The sequence below is a fragment of the Hymenobacter aerilatus genome (assembly GCF_022921095.1).
Classification (GTDB): domain Bacteria; phylum Bacteroidota; class Bacteroidia; order Cytophagales; family Hymenobacteraceae; genus Hymenobacter; species Hymenobacter aerilatus.
Genome location: NZ_CP095053.1, coordinates 4082301 through 4102575, shown reverse-complemented (window position 1 = coordinate 4102575; position 20275 = coordinate 4082301). Strand labels below are relative to the sequence as shown.

The following is a 20275-nucleotide window of genomic DNA, read 5'->3' as shown; positions in this document are numbered from 1 at the left end:
GGGTAGAGCATCTCCCTACCCCAATAGCTCCTCAATGTCCTCCTTGGTCAAGGACTTGATGATGGCCTCGTCGGTCGTAATCAGGTCCGTGACGAGCTGAATTTTCTTGTTTTGCAGGGCCAGGATTTTCTCCTCTACTGTGTTCTTGGTGATGAACTTGTAGGTGAATACTGTGCGCTCCTGCCCGATGCGGTGGGCGCGGTCTACGGCCTGGGCTTCTACGGCCGGGTTCCACCACGGGTCGAGGATAAACACGTAGTCGGCGGCGGTGAGGTTGAGGCCGACGCCGCCCGCTTTCAACGAAATCAGGAAAATGCGCAGCTTCTCATCTTCCTGAAAACGGGCTACCTCCTTGTGCCGGTCGCGGGTGTTGCCGTCGAGGTAGGCGTAGCGTAGGCTCTTCTCGTCCAACGCATGGCGTATAATTTCCAGGTGTTTCACAAATTGGCTGAACACCAATACCTTGTGCCCCTCGGCTACTACGTTGCGGAGCATGCGTACAACCTCACGCAGCTTGCCCGACTCGTGCTCGTAGTCCTCGTGGGCCATGCGCGGGTGGTTGGCAATCTGGCGCAGCTTGGTGAGGCCCTGCAACAGCATAAACTGGGTGCTGGCCGTGCCATGCTCCTCAATGTTTTGCAGAATCTTGTTGCGGTAGTAGCTCTTGGTTTCTTCGTAGCACTGCTGCTGCTCCTCGGTCATGGGGCAGTAGCTGAGGTTTTCGATTTTCTCAGGCAACTCAGTGGCTACCTGCGCCTTATGCCGGCGCAGAATAAAGGGCTTGATAAGCGTGTGTAGGCGCCGCATCTTGCCTTCGTCTTTGCCTTTCTCGATGGGCTTGAGAAACTCCTTGCGGAAGAAGTGCTGCGTACCCAGCAAGCCTGGATTGATGAACGACATCTGCGACCACAAATCCATGGTGCTATTTTCTACCGGCGTACCCGTCAGAATAAGACGGTGGCGCGAGTGTAGTCCGCGCACGGCCTGCGAGGTAGTGGAGCTGGGGTTCTTGATGGCCTGCGACTCATCTAGAATCACGTAGTCGAACTTGTAGGTTCGCAGCAAGTCAATATCCAGGCGCACAATGCCGTAGCTGGTCAGCACAAGGTCGTAGTCCTGAAACTGCTCCACGTTTTTGTCGCGGTAGGTGCCCGTGTAAGTGAGCACGCGCAGAGCTGGCGTGAATTTTTGTGCTTCGCCGAGCCAGTTGTAAATCAGGGAGGTAGGCATCACGAGCAGCGTGGCCGCGCCACTGGCCGCCCCACTTTCCTTGCGCTGAAGCAGCAAAGCTAGCGTTTGCACGCTCTTGCCCAACCCCATATCATCAGCCAGGCAGCCACCGAAATGGTAGTCCTGCACAAAATGCAACCAGTTGTAGCCCGCCTTCTGGTAGGGCCTCAGCGTGCCCCGAAAGCCATTGGGCATGGGCCTGTCTTCTACGGCCTCAAACTCGCGCAGCTTTTCCAGCTTGCGGGTCATGGTCACCTCAGCCAGGTTGCCGCTCTGCAAGTCAGTTACCAGAGCCAGATGATGCTTACGCAGGGAGAGGCCCAGTTCGTGCTCCTCGGCAAAAGCAAATAGCTCCAGATACTGCGTAAACCACTCCTCGGGAATGATGGCAATTTGGCCGTTGGGTAGGCGGTACTCGTGGCGCTTATTTAGAATATAAGGCCGCAGCTTGATAAACGGTACCTCAAACTCACCAAAATGCACAGTGCCATGCACGTCGAACCAGTCGTTGGTTTCCGTGATGCCCACCTGCACCGTCACCTCGCCAATAAAATAATCTTTGCTTGACGTGTCACCCTGCTGCACCGTAAAGCCCAGGCGGGCAAGGTCGTCGGCGTGCAGGTGCAGCCAGCGGAAGGCCGTGGCCTTGTCCAGCACTGCGTGGCCGTCGCGCATCTCCAAGGCGCGGTCTTGCAGCGCCCGAATCAGCTCCTGCTCCCGCTCCAGATTACGAATCAAGCGGTGAAACACGTAGCTGTCGGCCGTTTTTTCCAGCCGCACGCACACCTTCTTGTCGTGGCCGCGGGGCACGGTATGGCCGCCGTACTGGAAGGAAAGATCAAAGTGAATATGGCTGCTGGGTGCCGCTACGGCGGGTGCGGCGGGTGCCACGGCCGCTGGCCGCCGGCCAGGGCCGCGGGTAGGCGGTTCCGGCTCTACAACTACAGCGGTGGCTACATCCGAAAACGTGAGGCGGGGCCGCGCCAAGAAGCGCTCCGATTTGATATCGAAGCCACGGGCGTGCACGTCAAACGATTCTACCAAGGGGGCCACAAAGCGCTGGTAATAGCTTTCCTCTACCTGCCGCGGCACCACAATAAACTTCTTATTCAGAAAGGGTTGCAATTTCTTGCCATCTACCTCACTACGGAAATAGTAGAGCCGGTCGTTGAGAAGCAGCCAAGCCGGTTGCGCGCACACAATCACGGCATTTTTATACTGAAAGTCGAGCTTCTGGCCCTGGTACTGAATGGTAGGAAAATAGTGGGTGTTGTCCTCGTTGCGGCGAAAGTGGAAGAGCACGTTGGCTGGCTCCGGGGCTACCTCAATCTCATGCCAGGTAGGCTCGCCGTCTTTGCCCATAATAAACACCTGCTTACCTGCCAGCCGCTCCAGAATCTGGGCCATGCGCTCCTGCACGTAGGCGCAAATGGCGTTTTGTAGGTTCTTATCGCCTTTTTCCGCGTCAAATATTTTCAGGAAGAAGTCGGCGGGTGAGGTTTTCTTCTTGGGCCAGAACTCCTTAATCACTACATCCTGCTGAATTTGATCTGTGAGTCCTACCAGTTCAAAATCGGTTTCATCTAAGCCATCTGCAAACTCCGGGGCGTTTTTGGCCGATACCGTCTGGTGCTGCAAGGTGAGCTGGCCGCGCGCGTTGCGCTGCACTACATACGACTCAAATAAGTACCCTAAATATTCGTGTTCGAGCAGCGAGTAAACGATCTGAAAGGGCTGTAACGTAGAGACTTTCATGATTGGCGGCAGAGATGCAAAGATGAAAGTAAGGACAAATGGTAGAATCTGGTTATTCTGATAATTTATTATTAGAATAATTATATAAAACCATAGGATTTCCTTACTGTTCTGCTTGTGGCAAAATCAGGTAGTAGTAGCGATACTACAGCCGCAAAAAGTAGGTTACAAATTGTCGCGCACGTCTAAGCGCGCCGCATTCAGCGCCGGCCGGATAGATACCGAAACGGTAATTACAATAATAGCGAGGCCCGTCAGCACAATATCCATGGCCTGCATTTGTACGGGGTAGGAATCTACTACGGCCGTGGCCATGCCCATCGAAACGAGGTGGAAGGTTTGTTGCAGCCAGCAAATTCCTACCCCCAGCACCAGCCCTGTTATGGCGCCCACCATGGCCACAATGGCGCCTTCCAGCAAGAAGATATTGCGAATCAGCTGGGTAGTGGCACCCATAGCCCGTAGGATGGCCACGTCCTTTTTCTTGTCTATCACCAGCATCGACAGCGAGAAGAAGATGTTGAGCGAGGCGATGAGCAGAATGAAGGCGAAAGTGATGAACACAAACATCTTCTCTACCTTGATGGCTTTCAGCAGGCTCACGTGCTGCTCGTCGGAGTTGAGCACTTGGAACTTGGGGCCGAGCAGCTGGCGCAGCTCCTCCTTCACGTCGTCTACGTAGTGCTGGTCGCCCACGCGTACTTCCAGCGAGGTGCGGCGGTTGCCGTAGAGCAGCAGGTCGCGAGCAAACTCCAGAGGTACAAAGATGTAACTGTCATCGATGCGCTGCTCAATCAAAAACACGCCGCCGGCCAGGATAGCCTGCTCGTTGAACGCCGTTTCGGGGTTCATAGACAGCAGCTTTTTGCCCGTGTTGCGGGGGTAGAGCAGGCGCAGGGGCGAAAGGCGGTTGTCGAGGGCAATGCTGAGCTCGTGCTGCACGCCGGCGCCCAGCAAGGCGTAGTCCTGGCCGTCGCGCACGAGGCGGTGGTCACCTTCCACAATAGCCGAGTCGATGTTGCTCTGGGCGAAATAGTTCTCGCTCATGCCCTTCATTTTCACCACCATCTGGCGGTCGTGGTACTGCAGTAGGGCATTATCCTCAATCACCTGCGTAACAAGCGCCACGCCTGGCACGGCCGTGATGCGGTCGATGAAGGCACTGTCTACGGGAAAAGACTTGCCCTGCACGGCCGAAATCATCAGATCGGGGTCCGATTTGCCGTAGAGGCCGCGTACAAGGTCTTCCAGCCCGTTGAACACCGACAGCACAATGATGAGCGCCATGGTGCCCACAGCCACCCCTACCATCGAAATGTTGGAGATGATGCTGATGATGTTGCGCTTCTTCTTCGAGAAAAAGTAGCGCCGGGCAATGAGCAAAGGAACGTTCACGTGCGGGCGTGGGTAGGGCGAAGCGGGAGGCGGATAAAAGTAAAGTTAGCTGGCGCGCCGCATAAATCCTTCGGGGCGGCGCAGGCGCTTCGTGGTCTTGAATTATCTCTTTTGAATGGATTTAGAATCTGCAAACACAGTGTTCTGTCTGAAGTGCACTTGCAAGTAGTCTAAGCAGTGGTGCATATCGGCTGGGGATGTTGCCATATCATTTTCTCCTTCCATCATCTTACGGCGTAAGAATCGATCCCAAGATACGCTACCCCACGCAAAACCGCTACTTCCAGGCTTTCACAATCAAGCCAGTGCCGGATTCGTGGGTGGTGCGGGCATCAAACCAGTTCAGCAGCAGGCAGAAGGGGAACACCAGGAGGTAGTAAAACGGCAAAAGAAGGAAGAACAGCCGCGACTTGCCCAGCATCAGAATGGGGTACTTCATGCTCAGGCGCCAAGAAACCTGACCCGGTTCGCCGTAGCTATAACGGGCCTCAATGCGCTCGAAACCAGCCGTGCGCAGCTTCTGTTGTATCTCGTGAATGTTGTAGCCGTCGCGCACGTGCTCTTCAATGAAGCTGGTTTCGCCGTCGCCGTGCACGTCGGAGCCACCCTGGTCGCTGGGGGTAGAGATGAGCAGCATGCCGCCATCCTTGAGCGAGGTATGGATGTTGCGAAACACTTCCACATCTTCCAGAATATGCTCCATCACATCTACCGACAACGCCAGATCGAAGCTGTTGGGCTCTTGGTACAGCACCAGATCCTGCACGGCAAACTGCACCTGCGGCCGGCCAATCTGCCGGAAAAAGTTGTTGGAGTCGGCCACCTGCTCCTCTTTCACATCCACGGCCAGGATTTGCCACTTGGGGCCCAAGCTGCTCAGCCAGTAGGTATACTGGCCGTAGCCGGCGCCGGCATCTAAGATGGTGAGCGGTTCCTGGGTGCGGCCTTTAGCCCATTGGCGCAGCTCGCGGTGCACGTGCCAAGTGCGCAGTAGCAACAAGTCGAGCAGGTGGTAGAACAGACGCCGCAACCACGGGGTGCGGTTAAACACATTGCCCAGGGAGCGTTTAATCGGGTCGTAATGCAAGTGGTGAAATGGTGAAATGGTGAAATGGTGAGTTTATTGGTCAGATAGCACGATAGTCAGTGGAAAAACTCACTATTTCACCATCTCACCACCTCACTACTCGTCTTCGTCGGCAAAGAGGCGGGGGCGGGGAGGGGTAGGCTTGGGGGATTCGTCCTCCTCGGTGGGTGCGTCGGTGCTGGCAGCCGGAATGGTGAGGCCACCAAATACTTGGTCCATGTGAGCAGCGTAGGCAGCACTGTCGTCGAGGAAGAAGCTGAGGGCAGGCACCACGCGCAGTTGTTGGCGGATGCGCTTAGCCAGCGCCAGACGAATTTCCTTGCTGCTGTCGCGCACTTGTTCCAGCATGGCCTGGCCGTCGCCTACCAGCAACAGGCTCAGATACACGCGGGCAATACCCAGGTCGGGCGATACGCGTACCGTGCTAATGCCGGGTGCCAGGCCCGGGAATAAGTGCGGCAGGTCGCGCTGAAATACGGCGGCCAATTCTTGCTGAAGCAAGCTGGCTACTTTTTGCTGTCGTTTGCTTTCCATAGAACAGGCAAAGATAGGTGATTAGGGTCTTAGGGGCTTGGGGTCTTAGGAGCTTGAATTTTATTTTTAAAACCCGGATTCCTACCCCGTTCTACGTGGGCCTATCGACTTTAGGCGTTGAGTTGGTTGAACCAGTGGACTTGTACCTGCTACTTTTGCAAACCAGGGTATAGTTGATTGTCCGAGTATCAACCAAGCCCCCAAGCCCCCAAGCCCCCAAGCCCCTAAGCCCCTAAGATCCTGCTCCAGTTTTTCAAAAGTCCGCTTTCCTCACGCTTGGTGGTGCTACTGCTGCTGGTGCTGGCTGTGCGCCTACCCTTGTTGTGGCTGGGTGTGCCACTGTCGGCCGTGGAGCTGCACGCCTTTCTGATAGGCGAACGGTTGCACAGTGGCGCCATGCCCTACCGCGACCTGTACGACAGCACTGCCCCGCTAGCCAGCACGCTCTATGGGCTGCTCGAAGCCGTAGGCAGTCGGCCGCTGTGGCTGTACCGGGCGCTGGCCCTGGCCTTGCTGGTGATGCAGGCCGTGCGCCTCAACCGCATCCTCAACCGCGCCGATGTGCACCCCGAGCGCGGCTACGTAGCGGCCTTGACGTACCTGCTGGTAGCCAGCGTCACGTCCGACCTGGATATTTTGTCGCCGCTGCTGGTAGGGCACACACTGGTGGTATATGCGCTCAGTGCGCTACTGCCTACCTCCCGCGAGGGCTACGACAACCGGCGCCTGTTTCAGGCGGGGTTTCTGTTGGGGTTGGCGGCGCTGTTCTACCTCCCGCTGGCGCTGTTTCTGCTGCTGGCGCTGTTTGCGGTTATCATCTTCGCCGCCAACTCGTTTCGGAGCTTTTTGCTGCTGTTGTGCGGCTTCTTTTTTCCGTACGTGGTGGTGGGCACGGTGCTGCTGTATGCCGATGCGTTGCCGGCGTTTTCGCAGTTTCACCTGCGCCCTACCTTGGCGGGCTTCACGGCCGGCGCCGATGGCATGCCCCGCCTAGTGCAGTTGCGTCTGCTAATTCTGCCGGGCGTGTTGCTGGCAGCGGCCTTGCTGCGCACGTTTGCTACCTCGCTGGGACTGGTATTTCAAGTGAAGTTTCTGCAGCTGATGCTGGTATGGCTGGTGGTTACTATTGCTGTCATCTTTGTCGGTGATGGGCGGGCACCCGGTACGTTGGTGCTGGCGCTGCCGCCGCTCACGTATTTCGGGTTATTTTTGTGGCAGCGGGCGCCGCGGCCGTGGCTGCTGGAGCTACTGTTGCTGGTGCTGATTGGCACCGTGGTGGGCATCCGCTACCGGAGTGTGCTACCCTTCGGCAACCTGCTACCCATTCCTGCCGAGGAATCCTTTGCCGTGCAGCCCAACCCGGCCTATACCAGTGTGCACAACCAGACGCTCCTGGTGCTGGGTACCGACCGGCGCCCCTACCTTACCAACCGCTTAGCCACGCCCTACCTCGATTGGCGGCTGGCACAGCATGATTTTGGCCATCTCAACGAGTACGCCGCCATTTTTCGGCTGGCGCACAACATGCGTCAGCCCCCGGCCTACCTCATCGACGAGCACAACCTGCTGCCCGAGCTGCGCTACAAGCTCCCCACTACTTTCGGCCGCTACGCGCCCACCAGCACACCGCACTTATTTAAGTTGGTGAAATAGTAAGATGGTGAAATGGTGAGTTTGACGTTCTGCTGGCGCTGGCGGTGCAGTTCGCGCAAGCAACGCCGTTGGAACAGCAAACTCACCATTTCACTATCTTACTATTTCACCACCTAGCACACGTCGCGGCGTTCTTTCTGGTCTACGGCCAGAAGGTTGTCGAGGCGGAGCGTGAAGCCGTCGGTGAGGCGCAGGTACTCTACTTTATCCTCAATGAAGAGGTCGGCAATAATGCCTCGGTACGTGACCGGAGGCGAATCGGGCTGCGTGCGGTACACAAGCTGACATGACTGGCGGGTGGTAGCCAGGGCTTCCAGCTCATCATAAAACGAGCAGCTGATGGGGATATAAGGCGTAGCCATACGAAATAGAAAAGGGTGGAAAAACAGTTTGTTCTAATACATACGTGGCACAAGGCCAACCCGGCTGTGCTGGCGTGCGTTGTGAAAAGCAGATCAAGCTCCACACTATGTCCACGGAAATCAACCTGGCTCCGCTCGACGCGCTGCAAGAAGGCGAGTTGCGCGCTTTCCCTACCCCCCACGATGGCCCCGAGGTGCTGTTGGTGCGGCACCAGGGACAGTACCGCGCCTTTGCCGCGCACTGCCCGCACTACGGTGCCCCCCTCGAAAAAGGCCGCGTAGTACACGGGCAGATTGTGTGCCCCTGGCATCATGCCTGCTTCAACGCCACCGATGGCAACTTATGCGAGCCGCCCGCCCTCGATGCCCTACCCACCTTTGCGGTGCGCGAGGCCGAGGGTAGGGTGTATGTGTCGGTGCCCGACAACCCACCTGCCAGCACCGACAAGCCCGATGAAACACCCACCGCCGAGGTAGGTGGCGCGCCGTTGCCCGCTGCTTCGTCTGCGGTTGTAAATCAACATGTTATTGCGGTAGTAGGCGGAGGCGCGGCAGGGCAGATGGCCGCGCAAACGCTGCGCGAAGAAGGGTTTGCCGGCCGTGTGGTGCTGCTATCGGCCGATGCAGCCATACCCTACGACCGCACCAAACTCAGCAAAGCCTACTTGGCAGGTAAGGCTAAGCCCGAAAGCCTACCCCTGCGCGAAGAGAATTTCTACGCGAAGCACCACATCGAGCTATTAACCAACACCCGCGCCACCGGCCTGGACCTGGAGAAAAAACAGGTGCTGCTGGCCGATGCGGCCCCGCTGTCCTACGACCAACTGCTGCTGGCTCCCGGCGGCACGCCCAACTCTCTCCCCAAGCTACCCGGCCACGACCTACAACACGTGCTGCTCCTCCGTACCCAAGCCGATGCCGATGCCCTCGTAGAGGCCGCCAAAGAGTCCCGATACGTGGTCATCGTTGGTTCCAGTTTCATCGGGATGGAAGCGGCCAGCAGCCTCATCGGCCAAGACGGCCGCACGGTAACGGTAATTGCGCAGGAAAAGGAGCCGTTTGAGAAGGTGCTGGGGCCGGAAGTAGGCAAGATGTTCCGCACCATGCACCAGGAAAAAGGCGTGCAGTTTGAGGCCGAAGCCGAGGTGACCGAGTTGACTGGCCAGAACGGTACCGTGTCGGGCGTGCGGCTGAAATCCGGCAAAGAACTACCTGCCGACTTGGTAGTGCTGGGGGTAGGCGTGCGCCCCGCCACCGATTTCCTGAAAGAAGCTTTCCAGCTGGAAAAAGACGGTGGCCTGCAAGTAGACGAATATCTGCAAGCCGCACCCGGCGTATACGCCGCCGGCGACATTGCCCATTTTCCGGCCACTACTGGCAATACGCTGCGCATTGAGCACTGGCGCGTGGCTCAGCAACACGGCCGGGTGGCCGCCCGCAACCTGCTGGGCCAACAGGTGCCCTACACGGCCGCTCCCTACTTCTGGACCCAGCAATACGGCAAGAGCCTACGCTACGCTGGTCACGCCGACGAGTGGGACGACATCCGCTATGTGGGCGATGTAGCCAAGCAGGATTTCCTAGCGTTCTACGTACAGAATGGGCAAGTGAAAGCTGCCGCTGGCATGAACCACGACCCCGATATGATCTACATTGAAGCCCTGCTGGCGGCTAATACAATGCCGGCCCCTGCCACTATCAGCGAGGAAACCAATTGGCAACAGCTTGCCACGCAATAATCGAAAAAGGCCGGCACGAAGTATACGCTTCGTGCCGGCCTTTTCTTCTTTCGCCGCGGGTTAGTGCTTGCCTTTGCCGTTGCCGTGCCCGTGCCCGTGGCCGCCATACAGCTTCTTGGCCTGGCCGGGGGGTAGGCCCTTGCCGCTTTGCAAGCGCTTCACCTGGCCAGGGGGGAGGGCCACCGGGTAGAGCTGACGGTGTCGGGTAATCTGTACCCAGGGTTGCGCGCCGCGGTAATCAATCACCACAGGGTGGAAGCTGCTAGGCGTGTAGCCGCTGATGGACTTCAGGCGCTGCCATTTGCCCTTGCGCTCTACCACATAATATTGGTCGCGCAGATCGTAGTAGCCGCCTACCTCCGGGATGTAGTAGTACTGCGTGCCGGCCGGGGCTGCTGGCCCCCACGAGGGAGGGTTGATGTTGACCGTAACCTGTTGGGCCTGCGCAGCTGGGCCCGTAAAGGCCAAAGCTAGGAGCGCCGAAAAGGCAAAAGCTGTGAATCGTTTCATGAGCGGTGGGGTAGGAGAGAATACATCAATTTTGTAAGCCTTTGACAAGAACGAGGCCAAGTTTACCACAGCATAATCCTACTACAGACTCATGAAGAACTTTTAAGCAAGGTGGGACAACATCCGCTATGTGGGCGATGTAGCCAAGCAGGATTTTCTGGCGTTCTACGTACAGGATAGGCAAGTGAAAGCTGCCGCTGGCATGAACCACGACGCCGATATGATTTACATTGAAGCCCTTCTGGCAGCTAATACAATGCCGGCCCCGCCGGCATCAGCGCCGATACCACGTGGCAGCAGATAGCAACGCACGAATTACAGAACCGGTGCGGGTGTCCTATCTGTGCCGAGTATGCGGTTGTCAGGTCTTACTTGTCTATCAGACGCGCAAAATTTGAAATATAGAATAGCGTGATTATGCAATAGAAGCGAGTAGGCGCCGCCTCAGAGCAATGAAGGCGGGATGATACTGCAAAATCAATGCTATGGCTACCCCGAAGCATGGCGCTGCATAAAACGTCATACGGGCAACATCTCCGGAGAGTAGTACGAAGATGACCACACAGAGCAAAAAGGGGCCTGACACTGCTGGCATGTGTGAAAGCCAGGCGCGACGGCTAGCCTTTCCTCCTGTGAAGCCTATCGGTATAAGGAGAGTAAATCCGCCGAAAGCCACCAGTATATCACCGAGGCCTTTCCATGTGAATAGATATATACACGTAGATAGCACGTGGTCCTGTATATGAGATACCATGACTTGTACAATACCCGATGAGGGCGATTGCGGGGTTATAGGATATAAGATATCTAGCTGATAACGACATACAAAGAGTAGCAGAAAGGATAAGGATATAGCAGTTATTCGCTGCATCCAACTTGCGAAGCGGCCATAGTAAAAGGCCACAGGTAGAAGAACGACCAATTGCTCCTTTGCGAGCAGCATAATAACTATAGAACAGAATAGTAACCATTTATGCCGAGCTGTCAGCGCGTAGAAAAGAACAGCGACAGTGCATATGGCTAGGCTATCTATCAGGGCAGAGCCGGTTATATACATGGCCATGCCACTGCTTATAACGGCAAGAGCCCCGCAGCATGCAGAGGTAAAAGATGCTCCACCTATTCGTGCTGTGCGGTAGATGAAGGTACTGGCGCTGGCTAGCAATAGCGTATTAAGCACATAAAAAGAAAAACCGAGAGCGAGAGTGGTAGATGTGCCGCCTCCAATAGTGCGCGTCCATACTATAATTTGTGCAAGCGCATTGGCCAACATCGGCACAAGTACTCGGTAGCGGTGGAACGAGTTCACCCGCTCGAAATGCCCTTCGGCCATCAGCAGATAATGAACTGCGTCGCCGTTCGGGACATGATTTACAAGCCATACATAGCTATTTCCTGCCAATAGCGCCGTGCATAATAAAAAAACACAAGCAGTAGCGGATAAATGACGAAGCATAAGGGTAAGAATATCGGGTAAAGATAGGTAGAGGCAAAAGCATCTTCTAGGTTGCGGGCACAAACCATCGGTTTCCGCTGTTACACCTTATCTGCTCTAAAAGCTTCTTTGCCATTCGGCGCTAAAGCCGCTGGCAAAGAAGCTATTCGGAGTAGCCATCCGGTTGCGTTTTACGTACCTTTGCAGACTTATTCTGACTTGCTTTGCATGGCTAAGAAAAAAGCCCTGGCCGTTGCGGCCGCTACGATTTCTCCTCTTTCACAAGTAGCCACGGCGGAGGCCGAGCTGACGGCCGCAGCCGTAGCCCTACCCGCCAACGGCCACGACCATCCCAACCCGGCTGCCGCCGAAGCGCCCTTCATTGAAGTGTACGGCGCGAGGGAGCACAACCTGAAAAACGTTTCCATTCAGATTCCGCGGGGCAAGCTAGTAGTGTTCACCGGCATTTCCGGCTCGGGCAAGTCGTCGCTGGCGTTCGATACGATTTATGCCGAGGGCCAGCGCCGCTATATGGAGACGTTTTCGGCCTACGCCCGCTCCTTTATGGGCGGCCTGGAGCGGCCCGATGTAGATAAGATTGAGGGTTTGTCGCCGGTGATTAGCATCGAGCAAAAGACCACCTCACGCAACCCGCGCTCCACCGTCGGCACCATCACCGAGATTTACGACTTCCTGCGTCTGTTCTACGCCCGCACCGCCGAGGCGTTCAGCTACGTGACGGGCAAGAAAATGATCCGGCAGTCCGACGACCAGATCATCAACTACATCCTCAAGCACTACGACAACAAGAAGCTGGTAGTGCTGGCGCCCGTGGTGAAGGGTAGGAAGGGCCACTACCGCGAGCTGTTCCAGCAAGTAGCCAAGCTGGGCTTCACCAAAGTGCGCGTGGATGGCGAACTGCTCGACATCACGGCCAAAATGCAGGTGGACCGCTACAAGATTCACGACATCGAAATCGTGATTGACCGGCTGGTGGTGAAGGCTGACGACCGCCACCGCTTGGCTGGCTCGGTGCAGAACGCCCTTACCCAGGGCAAAGGCACCATGCTCGTACTCGACCCCGATAAGAAGAAGGACAACACCCAGTTCTTCTCCCGCTTCCTGATGGACCCGGCCACCGGCATCGCCTACGACGACCCCGCGCCGAACACCTTTAGCTTCAACTCGCCCTACGGCGCCTGCCCTGTTTGCAACGGCCTGGGTGAGGTACAGGAAATTACGGAGGAAACCGTGATGCCGGACAAGAAGCTGAGCATCAGCCGGGGCGGTATTGCGCCGCTGGGCGAGTACCGCGACATCTGGATTTTCCAGCAGCTCCAGCTCATTCTCAAAAAGCACAAGGCTTCGCTGAGCACGCCTATCCAGAAGCTGCCCGAAGACTTGGTGCAACGCCTGCTTCACGGCATCCCGGAAGACGATGACGCCGATACCACGAAGGCCAACTACACAGAGCCGTTTGAGGGTATCATCCCCTTCTTGCGCCGGCAAATGGATTCTGATTCCGATAACATTCGGGACTGGATTCAACAGTACACCCAGGCCAAGGAGTGCCCCGAGTGCCATGGCTACCGTCTAAAAAAGGAGTCGCTGCACTTCAAAATTGCGGATAAGCACATCGGCGAACTGTCGGTGATGGACGTGAAGGAGTTATCGGCGTGGTTTGAAGGTCTGGAAGACCGCCTCTCGGACCGCCAGAACCTGATAGCCCGCGAGCTGCTGAAAGAAATCCGCAAGCGCATTGGCTTTCTGCTGGAGGTAGGGCTTGATTATCTCGACCTGCACCGCTCGGTGCGCACCCTCTCGGGCGGCGAGTCTCAACGCATCCGTCTGGCTACCCAAATTGGTACCCAGCTGGTAGGCGTGCTGTACATCATGGACGAGCCCAGTATCGGTCTGCATCAGCGCGACAACGAACGGCTAATCAAAGCCTTGCAGCATCTGCGCGACATCGGCAACTCGGTGATTGTGGTGGAGCACGACAAGGACATGATCATGCACGCCGACCATGTGCTGGACATTGGCCCCGGCGCGGGCATTCATGGTGGTAGCATTGTGGCCGAAGGCTCGCCCACGGAGATTTTCAACTCTGGCTCCCTCACCTCGCAATACCTCAGCGGGCAGAAACACATTGAGTTGCGCAAGAAAAAGCGCGAAGGCACCGGCGAAGAACTGGTGCTGAAAGGTGCCAAAGGCCACAACCTGAAAAACGTGACGGCCAAGTTCCCGTTGGGCAAGCTCATTGCCGTTACGGGCGTATCGGGCTCGGGCAAGTCGTCGCTCATCCACGACACGCTCTACCCTATCCTCAACCAGCACTTCTTCAATGCCAAGCGCGAACCGCTGAAATACGACAGCATTGAGGGCCTGGACTTTATCGACAAGGTGATTGAGGTAGACCAGTCGCCAATTGGCCGCACGCCGCGCTCCAACCCGGCCACCTACACCGGCGTGATGACCGAAATCCGCCAGTTATTTGCCGAGCTGCCGGAGGCGAAAATCCGCGGGTACGGACCGGGCCGCTTCTCTTTCAACGTGAAGGGTGGCCGCTGCGAGACCTGCGAGGGCGCGGGCCTGCGCACCATCGAAATGAATTTCCTGCCCGACGTGCACGTGCCCTGCGAAACCTGCAAAGGCCGCCGATACAACCGCGAAACGCTGGAAGTGCGCTTCAAAGGCAAAAGCATCACCGACGTACTCGATATGACGGTGGAAAAAGCTGTGGAGTTCTTCGAGTATCAGCCGCGCATTCTGCGTAAGATTCAGACGCTGAATGACGTGGGCCTAGGCTACCTCACGCTGGGTCAGCAGGCGACTACCCTCAGCGGGGGCGAAGCCCAACGCGTAAAACTGGCCACTGAGCTCAGCAAGAAAGACACTGGTCAAACCTTCTATATCCTCGACGAGCCAACCACTGGCCTGCACTTCGAGGACATCAACCACCTCTCCGACGTATTGCAAAAGCTGGTCGACAAGGGCAACACGGTCCTCATCATCGAGCACAACCTCGACCTGATCAAAGTAGCCGACCACCTCATCGACATCGGCCCAGAAGGTGGCGCCGGTGGCGGTACCATCGTGGCACAGGGCACGCCTGAGCAGGTAGCCAAGTCGAAGAAGGGCTATACCGGTAAGTTTTTGGCAGAGGAGCTGAAAACAAGTAAATATGCGGAAGTAGAGTAAAACAAGTAAACCATATGAAACCGTCATGCAGAAGTGTGTGACGGTTTTTTTATGTCCACTACTCTTCTGGAATTGGTCGCATGTTGCTTCAAAAAAGCAAGTTTTAAAATAATTTTCTTACCTCAACCAACCTTCTCCCGGCGGCGCAGCACTTTAGGGCAACTATCCACTCTGTGCTAGCTTCTCCTACCTTGCCGCTCACCGACGAACAGTTGCTCACTGCCTGCCTGGCGCACGACCGGCAGGCGCAGTACCAGCTGTACCAGCGCTACAAAATCGCCATGTTCTCGTGTGCCCTGCGCATTCTGAACAGTCGGGATTTGGCGCAGGATGCGTTGCAGGACGCTTTCGTGCAGGTGTTTCAGCAACTGGGCAGCTTCCGGCAACAGTCCACGCTGGGTGCTTGGATTCGCACCATTGTGGTGCGGCGAGCTTTGCTTACGCTCCGGCGCGAGCAGCGCATGGAACTCTACGACCCCGACAGCCACCTCGAGCCGCTGGTAGCCTGGCACGACAGCCTAACCGGCGAGGCGCTGGAAAAGGCCATCGGCGAGTTGCCAGCTGGCTACCGCGCCACCTTCTGCCTGCTGGAGGTAGAAGGCTACTCCCATCGCGAGGCCGCCGAACTGCTCGGTATCACGGAGGGCACCAGCAAGTCGCAGCTATATCATGCTAAGCGGTTGCTGCAACGCAAACTTCAGCATTTGTACCGATGAGTGATTTTCCCATACCACCCGAAGAAACCGGGCGCGAGCATCTGCGCCGGGCAGTAGCCGGCCTACCCTCGCACGAGCCTGAAGCGGCTACCTGGCTGCATATTGCGGCGCAACTAGATGCTGAAGCAGCTATTGCCCAGGCCATACCCACATTGCCAGCACACGAGCCTGATGATGCGTTGTGGAACGCTATTACCAGTCGGCTCGATGAAGCTGAAGCACCAGCAGCCGCTGTGGTATTCCGGCCGTTGTGGCCTACAAATGTGTGGCGCCGGGTAGCAAGTATAGCCGCCGTTATCCTGCTGCTACTTGGTGTGTGGTGGCTGCGGCCTATTGCCCCTACCAAACGGGTAGCAGCAGTTCCCCACGAAACAGTCACGTTTAGCGAAGAAGAGGTGGCTGCGCCGTTTCCCGCTGTGTGGGTTGCTCCAGCTTCTGATCCACTAGCGCAGGAGGGTAAGGATTTCATTGATGCGCATTGTACCTCGCTGCCTACCGTATGTCAGTCGGATGAGTTTCGGGAGCTACGGGCGCAACTATCGGAGGTAGAAGAACAGGAGCGGCAGCTCCGGCAGGATGCGCAGCGTTTTGGTGCGTCACCGGCCCTAGTGCGGCAACAAGTGCAACTAACTACGCTACGCGCCACGCTCACCCGCGAGTTGGTTCAACTTCTTATCTCATGAACAGGATAGTACGAAACCGCTATCGTGCGGGTATGCTGCTGATGTTGCTCTGGCTACTGAGTTGTCTCGGAACTCAGGCACAGCAAAAAGTGCAAGTGGTAACTCGCACACTAGAGCAGCGGTGGATAGGCAAACCCAATATGCTGGTACGTATTCAGGCTGAGAAGGCCACTTTACGCGTGCAGGGCTGGGATAAACCTACTGTGGAAGTGGTGCTGCGCCTAAGCGCCCGCCACCCCGACCGCGCCGTAGCCGAGCGTGACTTAGCCGCGGCGCAATACCGCTTGCAGGAAAATGCGAGTGCCATCAACCTGATCAACTTCTTTTCCCTACCCTCTGGGGCGCCCACTGTGCAAAGCGACCTGCGCGCTGAATACACGGTGATGATGCCTGCCAGTAATCCGCTACAAGCCGCCAATACATATGGGCAAACTACCTTGGCTGGTCTCAATGGGGAACAAAAGTTGGAGCAAAACTTTGGGCAGATTTCTCTGCGTGACCTGCGCGGTTCACTCTCCGCCACCATCCGCTACGCCGACTTGGTGGCCACCAATGTACACGCCGATTTCATCTGCGAAGCCAATAAATCGGCGGTGCAGCTGCTGGGGCTGGGAGGAAGCTGCTTCGTGCGCAATTACTACGGCAGTATACAGGTGCAGCCTGCGGCGGAGCTACGCAAGCTTACAGTAGAGGCCGACCGCACAAAGGTTATCATTAGTGCAGCTGAGCCCGCGCTATTTGCCTATCAGCTCAATGTATTGCAAGGGCAGCTCGTGGTGCCGCCTGCCTACGCTGCTGCCAAAAAAGGAGCTGCCAGCCGTGCCTCCCTCACCACCAAACCGGCGTCTGGCACTCAGCCTCTGGTGCGGGCAAGTACCTCCTACTCCTCCCTGATCTTACAAACTCAGTTGCTTTCCACTCAATTTTAAGCCTAAAGCTTTCTTCTTATGACTGCTCTATATTGTTTTCGTGGGTGGCAGCTCCTGCTTTGGGCCGCTCTACTGGTTAGACCTGTGTTTGAGGCTGCGGCCCAACAACCAGCGCCCGATACCACACGTCTGCGCTACAGCGAGGAAATAGCCACCCCACCACCGGCCAATGCGCCATTGCAAGTGCCGAAAGAGCAGCGTAGTCTTTGGAAACTAGGCCTGAATAATTTTATGGCCTACCACCATGTGTTTGAGGAAGGCACACGCTACACCCGCTATGGTCTGCACGTAGCCTACGAGCATAAGCTACATGACCCAGCGTGGTCGGTGTTGGGCGAGGTCAGTCCGGCTCTTGGTTCCTACCGCCCCAATGCTACTGCCGAAAGCCAGCGGCGTCTCGATCTTCGCCTGCAAGCAACCGGGCGTTATTACTACAACCTAGAGCGTCGCTTATTGCAGGGTAAGAACGTCAGTAATTTTTCGGCTAATTATTTAGCTCTAGCAGTGGGCGCTGGGGTGGGTAAGGGAGCCCGCGAAACACCTTATTTCCTGTACCGCAATGACGAACAGCGGTTTGTAACTACTGATGTGGCGCTGCTCTACGGCCTGCAACGTCGCCTGGGCCATCGAGGCTTTGTAGATGCCAACATGGGGGTAGCTATGCTGTTGGTGGATAAACCTAAGGTAGGTATAAGCGGTAGTGTGCGTATAGGTCTCGCGCTAGGACCACAGCCAGTTTCATACAGCAAGCCCCGATCAAAAGCCAGCGAAGTTGCCACGTTGCGCCCTCGGTTCTATGCGGGTGCCGAAATAGGCGGCAACTTCTACCGCGTGCGCTACTCTAAGAAAACGCCCTACCCCACCACTGTCATCAAAACGACGCCTACCGAAACCCAAACCACTACCTACCCCACTACTTACCGCGATGGGTATGGCGTGTATGCACAATATGTATCGGCGGGCCCAATACCTTATATGTATGCCGGCTACTACGTGGCACCGCGCTGGGCTGTCCAACTCGGGTTTCAGTATGGCGAAACGTTTAATGATGAACCAGTGGGAACTGTTTTTGCTACCCCCAGCGACACAATCAGCGTGCCCAACCAAAGGGTGAAAGAGCGGGGTTTTGCCTTACCGGTGCTAGTTCGCTATTCGCTCACACCGGACTTCCTGCGCCGCTTACAGTTCGATGCACTAGGCGGCATAATACCCGTGTGGTCGTCAGTTACCTTCCGCGAGTACGCTATTGTCAACCGACAGGTCACGAGTCAAGAAACGTTCGGGTTTCGGCGCCAGGCATTTGGCGTGCACGCCGCGCTGGGCCTCGATGCTAGCTATGCTTTCGGGCGCCGCCGCCGGGTGCAGGCCGTCACTGAAATCATGCTCAACAAGGATCTGCGTACTGGCTTCCGGACAAGCCAAGAGGATTTGCAGCCAAACTCTCCTTATTTACAGTCCGGCTCTTTCCTGGCGGGTGGCTTCACCTTTGGATTGCGCTACCGATTTGGTTATCGCTAACGATATGCTACTTCCTATCACTAGCTCTTTCAAACAGCTGGGCTGTTATTTCCTCGTGCTCGCGTAGCTTGGGCAGCATCTCGGTGGCGTAGGTGCGCAGCTCTGGGTTAGAGGCTTTTGCGGCGGCATCAGCGAAGCGGGCGATGGTACGTTTGTGTAGCTCCTGTAGGTCGCGCATATATTTCTTATCGAAGCCAAAGTACTTCCGGTCGTCGATGTCATCATAGATGTCACGGTCCTCCTTGCCCATCATCTGGGGTAGGGCAATGTGGGCGCGCTCGGCAATGGCTTGGAGTTGCTGCTCAGCCTGGCCGTGCTCCTGCTCCATACGTTTACCCCACTCTTTCACTTCCATAGCAATGGCCTTTTGCTGGGCCAACTTGCCAAGTGCTATTTCCAGCATGTTGCTACTAGAGGCCGCTACGGCAAATTCAGCATCATATTGCAGTTGGTCTTTGGAGTAAGGTGAGGAATCGGCTTGTAGCTTGTTGCGCTTTTTATTGATTTTTTCGGCCTCTTTCACGGGCTTCTTCTGTGCTTGGGCAGGTGGCGCGGTAGCTAGTGAAAAAGAACCAACCAGTAAGGCTCCAAGAAGATATGTTGTAGTCGATTTCATAGACAGTGAGCATGATGCGATGCTACCAGCATAGTAGCATCTAGTTGTTGTGCTATACTGATTGTGGTCAATATATGTTGCAACATGATTTGCCTATGTAGCTTATAAATAGTTATTCGTTAGTTATTTATGGTGCAATAGGATGGGTTGCATTGGCTAACTATATTACCCTTACAACAGAAAAGCCGCTACCCGAAGGGTAGCGGCTTTTCCAATAATCAGCTAAGCAGCTTTACATAGCACCGCCAGCGTGTTGCTTAAACATAGTCAAGTGGCTCTGCACCACGGGCGACGTTTTGGAAATGAACCCTTTCAAGTCGGCGTCCTGCGTCATCTTGTCGTGGGCCTGCATGGTGTTCAGCGTTTTCTGGTGGTCTAACACCATCTGCTGCATATACTGCGTTTCCAGGTCCTTGCCTGAGAGCTTTCCCATAGTAGTAGCTATAGCCTTATGCGCGGCATCCATGTCGGTGGGTAGGGTCACATTTTTCTTCTGCGCAATAGCTTTCAGATCGGTAGTCGACTTAGTATGGTCGGTCACCATCTGGTTGGCGTGGTCCTTCGCCATGCCTGTTACGCCTTTCTCAAGCACCAATTTGCTGAGTTGAATTTCGTTCTGGTCGCTGTGCGCAGCCGATTTCATAAACTCTTCGTCGGTGGCGTGGGGTGCAGTAGCCGTATCAGAGGCCATGTTCATGGCTGGGGCATCGGCGGCCATTGCGCTGGTATCGTTCATGGTGTTGTTGTCGGCCATGGTGCTGTTATCGGCGTTCATAGCCGAATCGGAGGTAGCAGCCGATTCATTGTTGCCGCACGCAGATGCCATTAGAGCGCCAGCGCATACGAGTGTTAAAAGAGAAGCTTTCATGTGGAAGAACAGGAATTAAGAAGACAAAAAATAAAAAGAGAAAG

The 20275-nt window shown here is 56.0% G+C and carries 16 protein-coding genes; 7 read left to right on the top strand and 9 right to left on the bottom strand.

Annotation, left to right across the window (positions count from 1 at the left end):
• Positions 1-15: 15 nt before the first annotated feature.
• From MUN82_RS17085 to MUN82_RS17070, 4 genes are all read right to left on the bottom strand, one after another.
• Positions 16-2985, bottom strand: coding sequence for a DEAD/DEAH box helicase (locus MUN82_RS17085; RefSeq protein WP_245092426.1), 2970 nt, complete (start codon positions 2983-2985; stop codon positions 16-18).
• A gap of 165 nt (positions 2986-3150) precedes the next feature.
• A complete protein-coding gene (locus MUN82_RS17080; RefSeq protein WP_245092424.1) occupies positions 3151-4380 on the bottom strand; it encodes an FtsX-like permease family protein in 1230 nt (409 codons plus the stop codon).
• 277 nt (positions 4381-4657) lie between these two features.
• Positions 4658-5467 (bottom strand): class I SAM-dependent methyltransferase, encoded by an 810-nt coding sequence (locus MUN82_RS17075; protein ID WP_245092422.1) that lies wholly within the window; start codon positions 5465-5467, stop codon positions 4658-4660.
• A 96-nt stretch (positions 5468-5563) separates the two neighbouring features.
• Entirely contained in the window at positions 5564-6001 is a 438-nt protein-coding gene (locus MUN82_RS17070; RefSeq protein WP_245092420.1) for a ribosome-binding factor A, read from the bottom strand.
• Between the two features lie 279 nt (positions 6002-6280).
• Between MUN82_RS17070 and MUN82_RS17065 the strand changes: the two genes are divergently transcribed.
• A complete protein-coding gene (locus MUN82_RS17065; protein ID WP_245092418.1) occupies positions 6281-7654 on the top strand; it encodes a hypothetical protein in 1374 nt (457 codons plus the stop codon).
• 113 nt (positions 7655-7767) lie between these two features.
• Here the strand turns inward: MUN82_RS17065 and MUN82_RS17060 are convergent, their stop codons facing one another.
• Positions 7768-8016 carry a hypothetical protein gene (locus MUN82_RS17060; RefSeq protein WP_245092416.1) on the bottom strand — a complete coding sequence of 83 codons (249 nt, stop codon included), beginning with the start codon at positions 8014-8016 and terminating at the stop codon, positions 7768-7770.
• A gap of 107 nt (positions 8017-8123) precedes the next feature.
• On the opposite strand from MUN82_RS17060, the gene MUN82_RS17055 reads away from it, so the two are divergent.
• Entirely contained in the window at positions 8124-9755 is a 1632-nt protein-coding gene (locus MUN82_RS17055) for an FAD-dependent oxidoreductase (protein WP_245092414.1), read from the top strand.
• Between the two features lie 60 nt (positions 9756-9815).
• Here MUN82_RS17055 and MUN82_RS17050 read toward each other — a convergent pair whose 3' ends face one another.
• Positions 9816-10265: a hypothetical protein gene (locus tag MUN82_RS17050; protein ID WP_245092412.1), complete on the bottom strand. Its 450-nt coding sequence runs from the start codon at positions 10263-10265 to the stop codon at positions 9816-9818.
• A gap of 415 nt (positions 10266-10680) precedes the next feature.
• Positions 10681-11721, bottom strand: a complete 1041-nt coding sequence (locus MUN82_RS17045) for a hypothetical protein (protein ID WP_245092410.1) — start codon at positions 11719-11721, stop codon at positions 10681-10683.
• A gap of 207 nt (positions 11722-11928) precedes the next feature.
• Between MUN82_RS17045 and uvrA the strand changes: the two genes are divergently transcribed.
• From uvrA to MUN82_RS17020, 5 genes are all read left to right on the top strand, one after another.
• The gene (uvrA, locus tag MUN82_RS17040) at positions 11929-14901 is read left to right on the top strand and encodes an excinuclease ABC subunit UvrA (protein WP_245092408.1); all 2973 of its coding nucleotides are present in this window, start codon (positions 11929-11931) and stop codon (positions 14899-14901) included.
• Positions 14902-15074: 173 nt separating this feature from the next.
• Complete coding sequence (locus tag MUN82_RS17035; protein ID WP_245092406.1) at positions 15075-15617, top strand: RNA polymerase sigma factor; 543 nt, start codon at positions 15075-15077, stop codon at positions 15615-15617.
• Positions 15614-16300, top strand: coding sequence for a hypothetical protein (locus MUN82_RS17030; RefSeq protein WP_245092404.1), 687 nt, complete (start codon positions 15614-15616; stop codon positions 16298-16300). The genes MUN82_RS17035 and MUN82_RS17030 overlap by 4 nt, the downstream gene beginning before the upstream one ends.
• Positions 16297-17229, top strand: a complete 933-nt coding sequence (locus MUN82_RS17025) for a hypothetical protein (protein WP_245092402.1) — start codon at positions 16297-16299, stop codon at positions 17227-17229. Before MUN82_RS17030 ends, MUN82_RS17025 begins: the two co-directional genes overlap by 4 nt.
• Before the next feature lie 18 nt (positions 17230-17247).
• Entirely contained in the window at positions 17248-18747 is a 1500-nt protein-coding gene (locus tag MUN82_RS17020; protein WP_245092400.1) for a hypothetical protein, read from the top strand.
• Positions 18748-18754: 7 nt separating this feature from the next.
• On the opposite strand, the gene MUN82_RS17015 is transcribed toward MUN82_RS17020, so the two are convergent.
• Together MUN82_RS17015 and MUN82_RS17010 are read right to left on the bottom strand one after the other, a co-directional pair.
• Positions 18755-19363 carry a DUF4142 domain-containing protein gene (locus tag MUN82_RS17015; RefSeq protein WP_245092398.1) on the bottom strand — a complete coding sequence of 203 codons (609 nt, stop codon included), beginning with the start codon at positions 19361-19363 and terminating at the stop codon, positions 18755-18757.
• Positions 19364-19595: 232 nt separating this feature from the next.
• Positions 19596-20189, bottom strand: coding sequence for a DUF4142 domain-containing protein (locus MUN82_RS17010; RefSeq protein WP_245092396.1), 594 nt, complete (start codon positions 20187-20189; stop codon positions 19596-19598).
• Between the last annotated feature and the right edge of the window lie 86 nt (positions 20190-20275).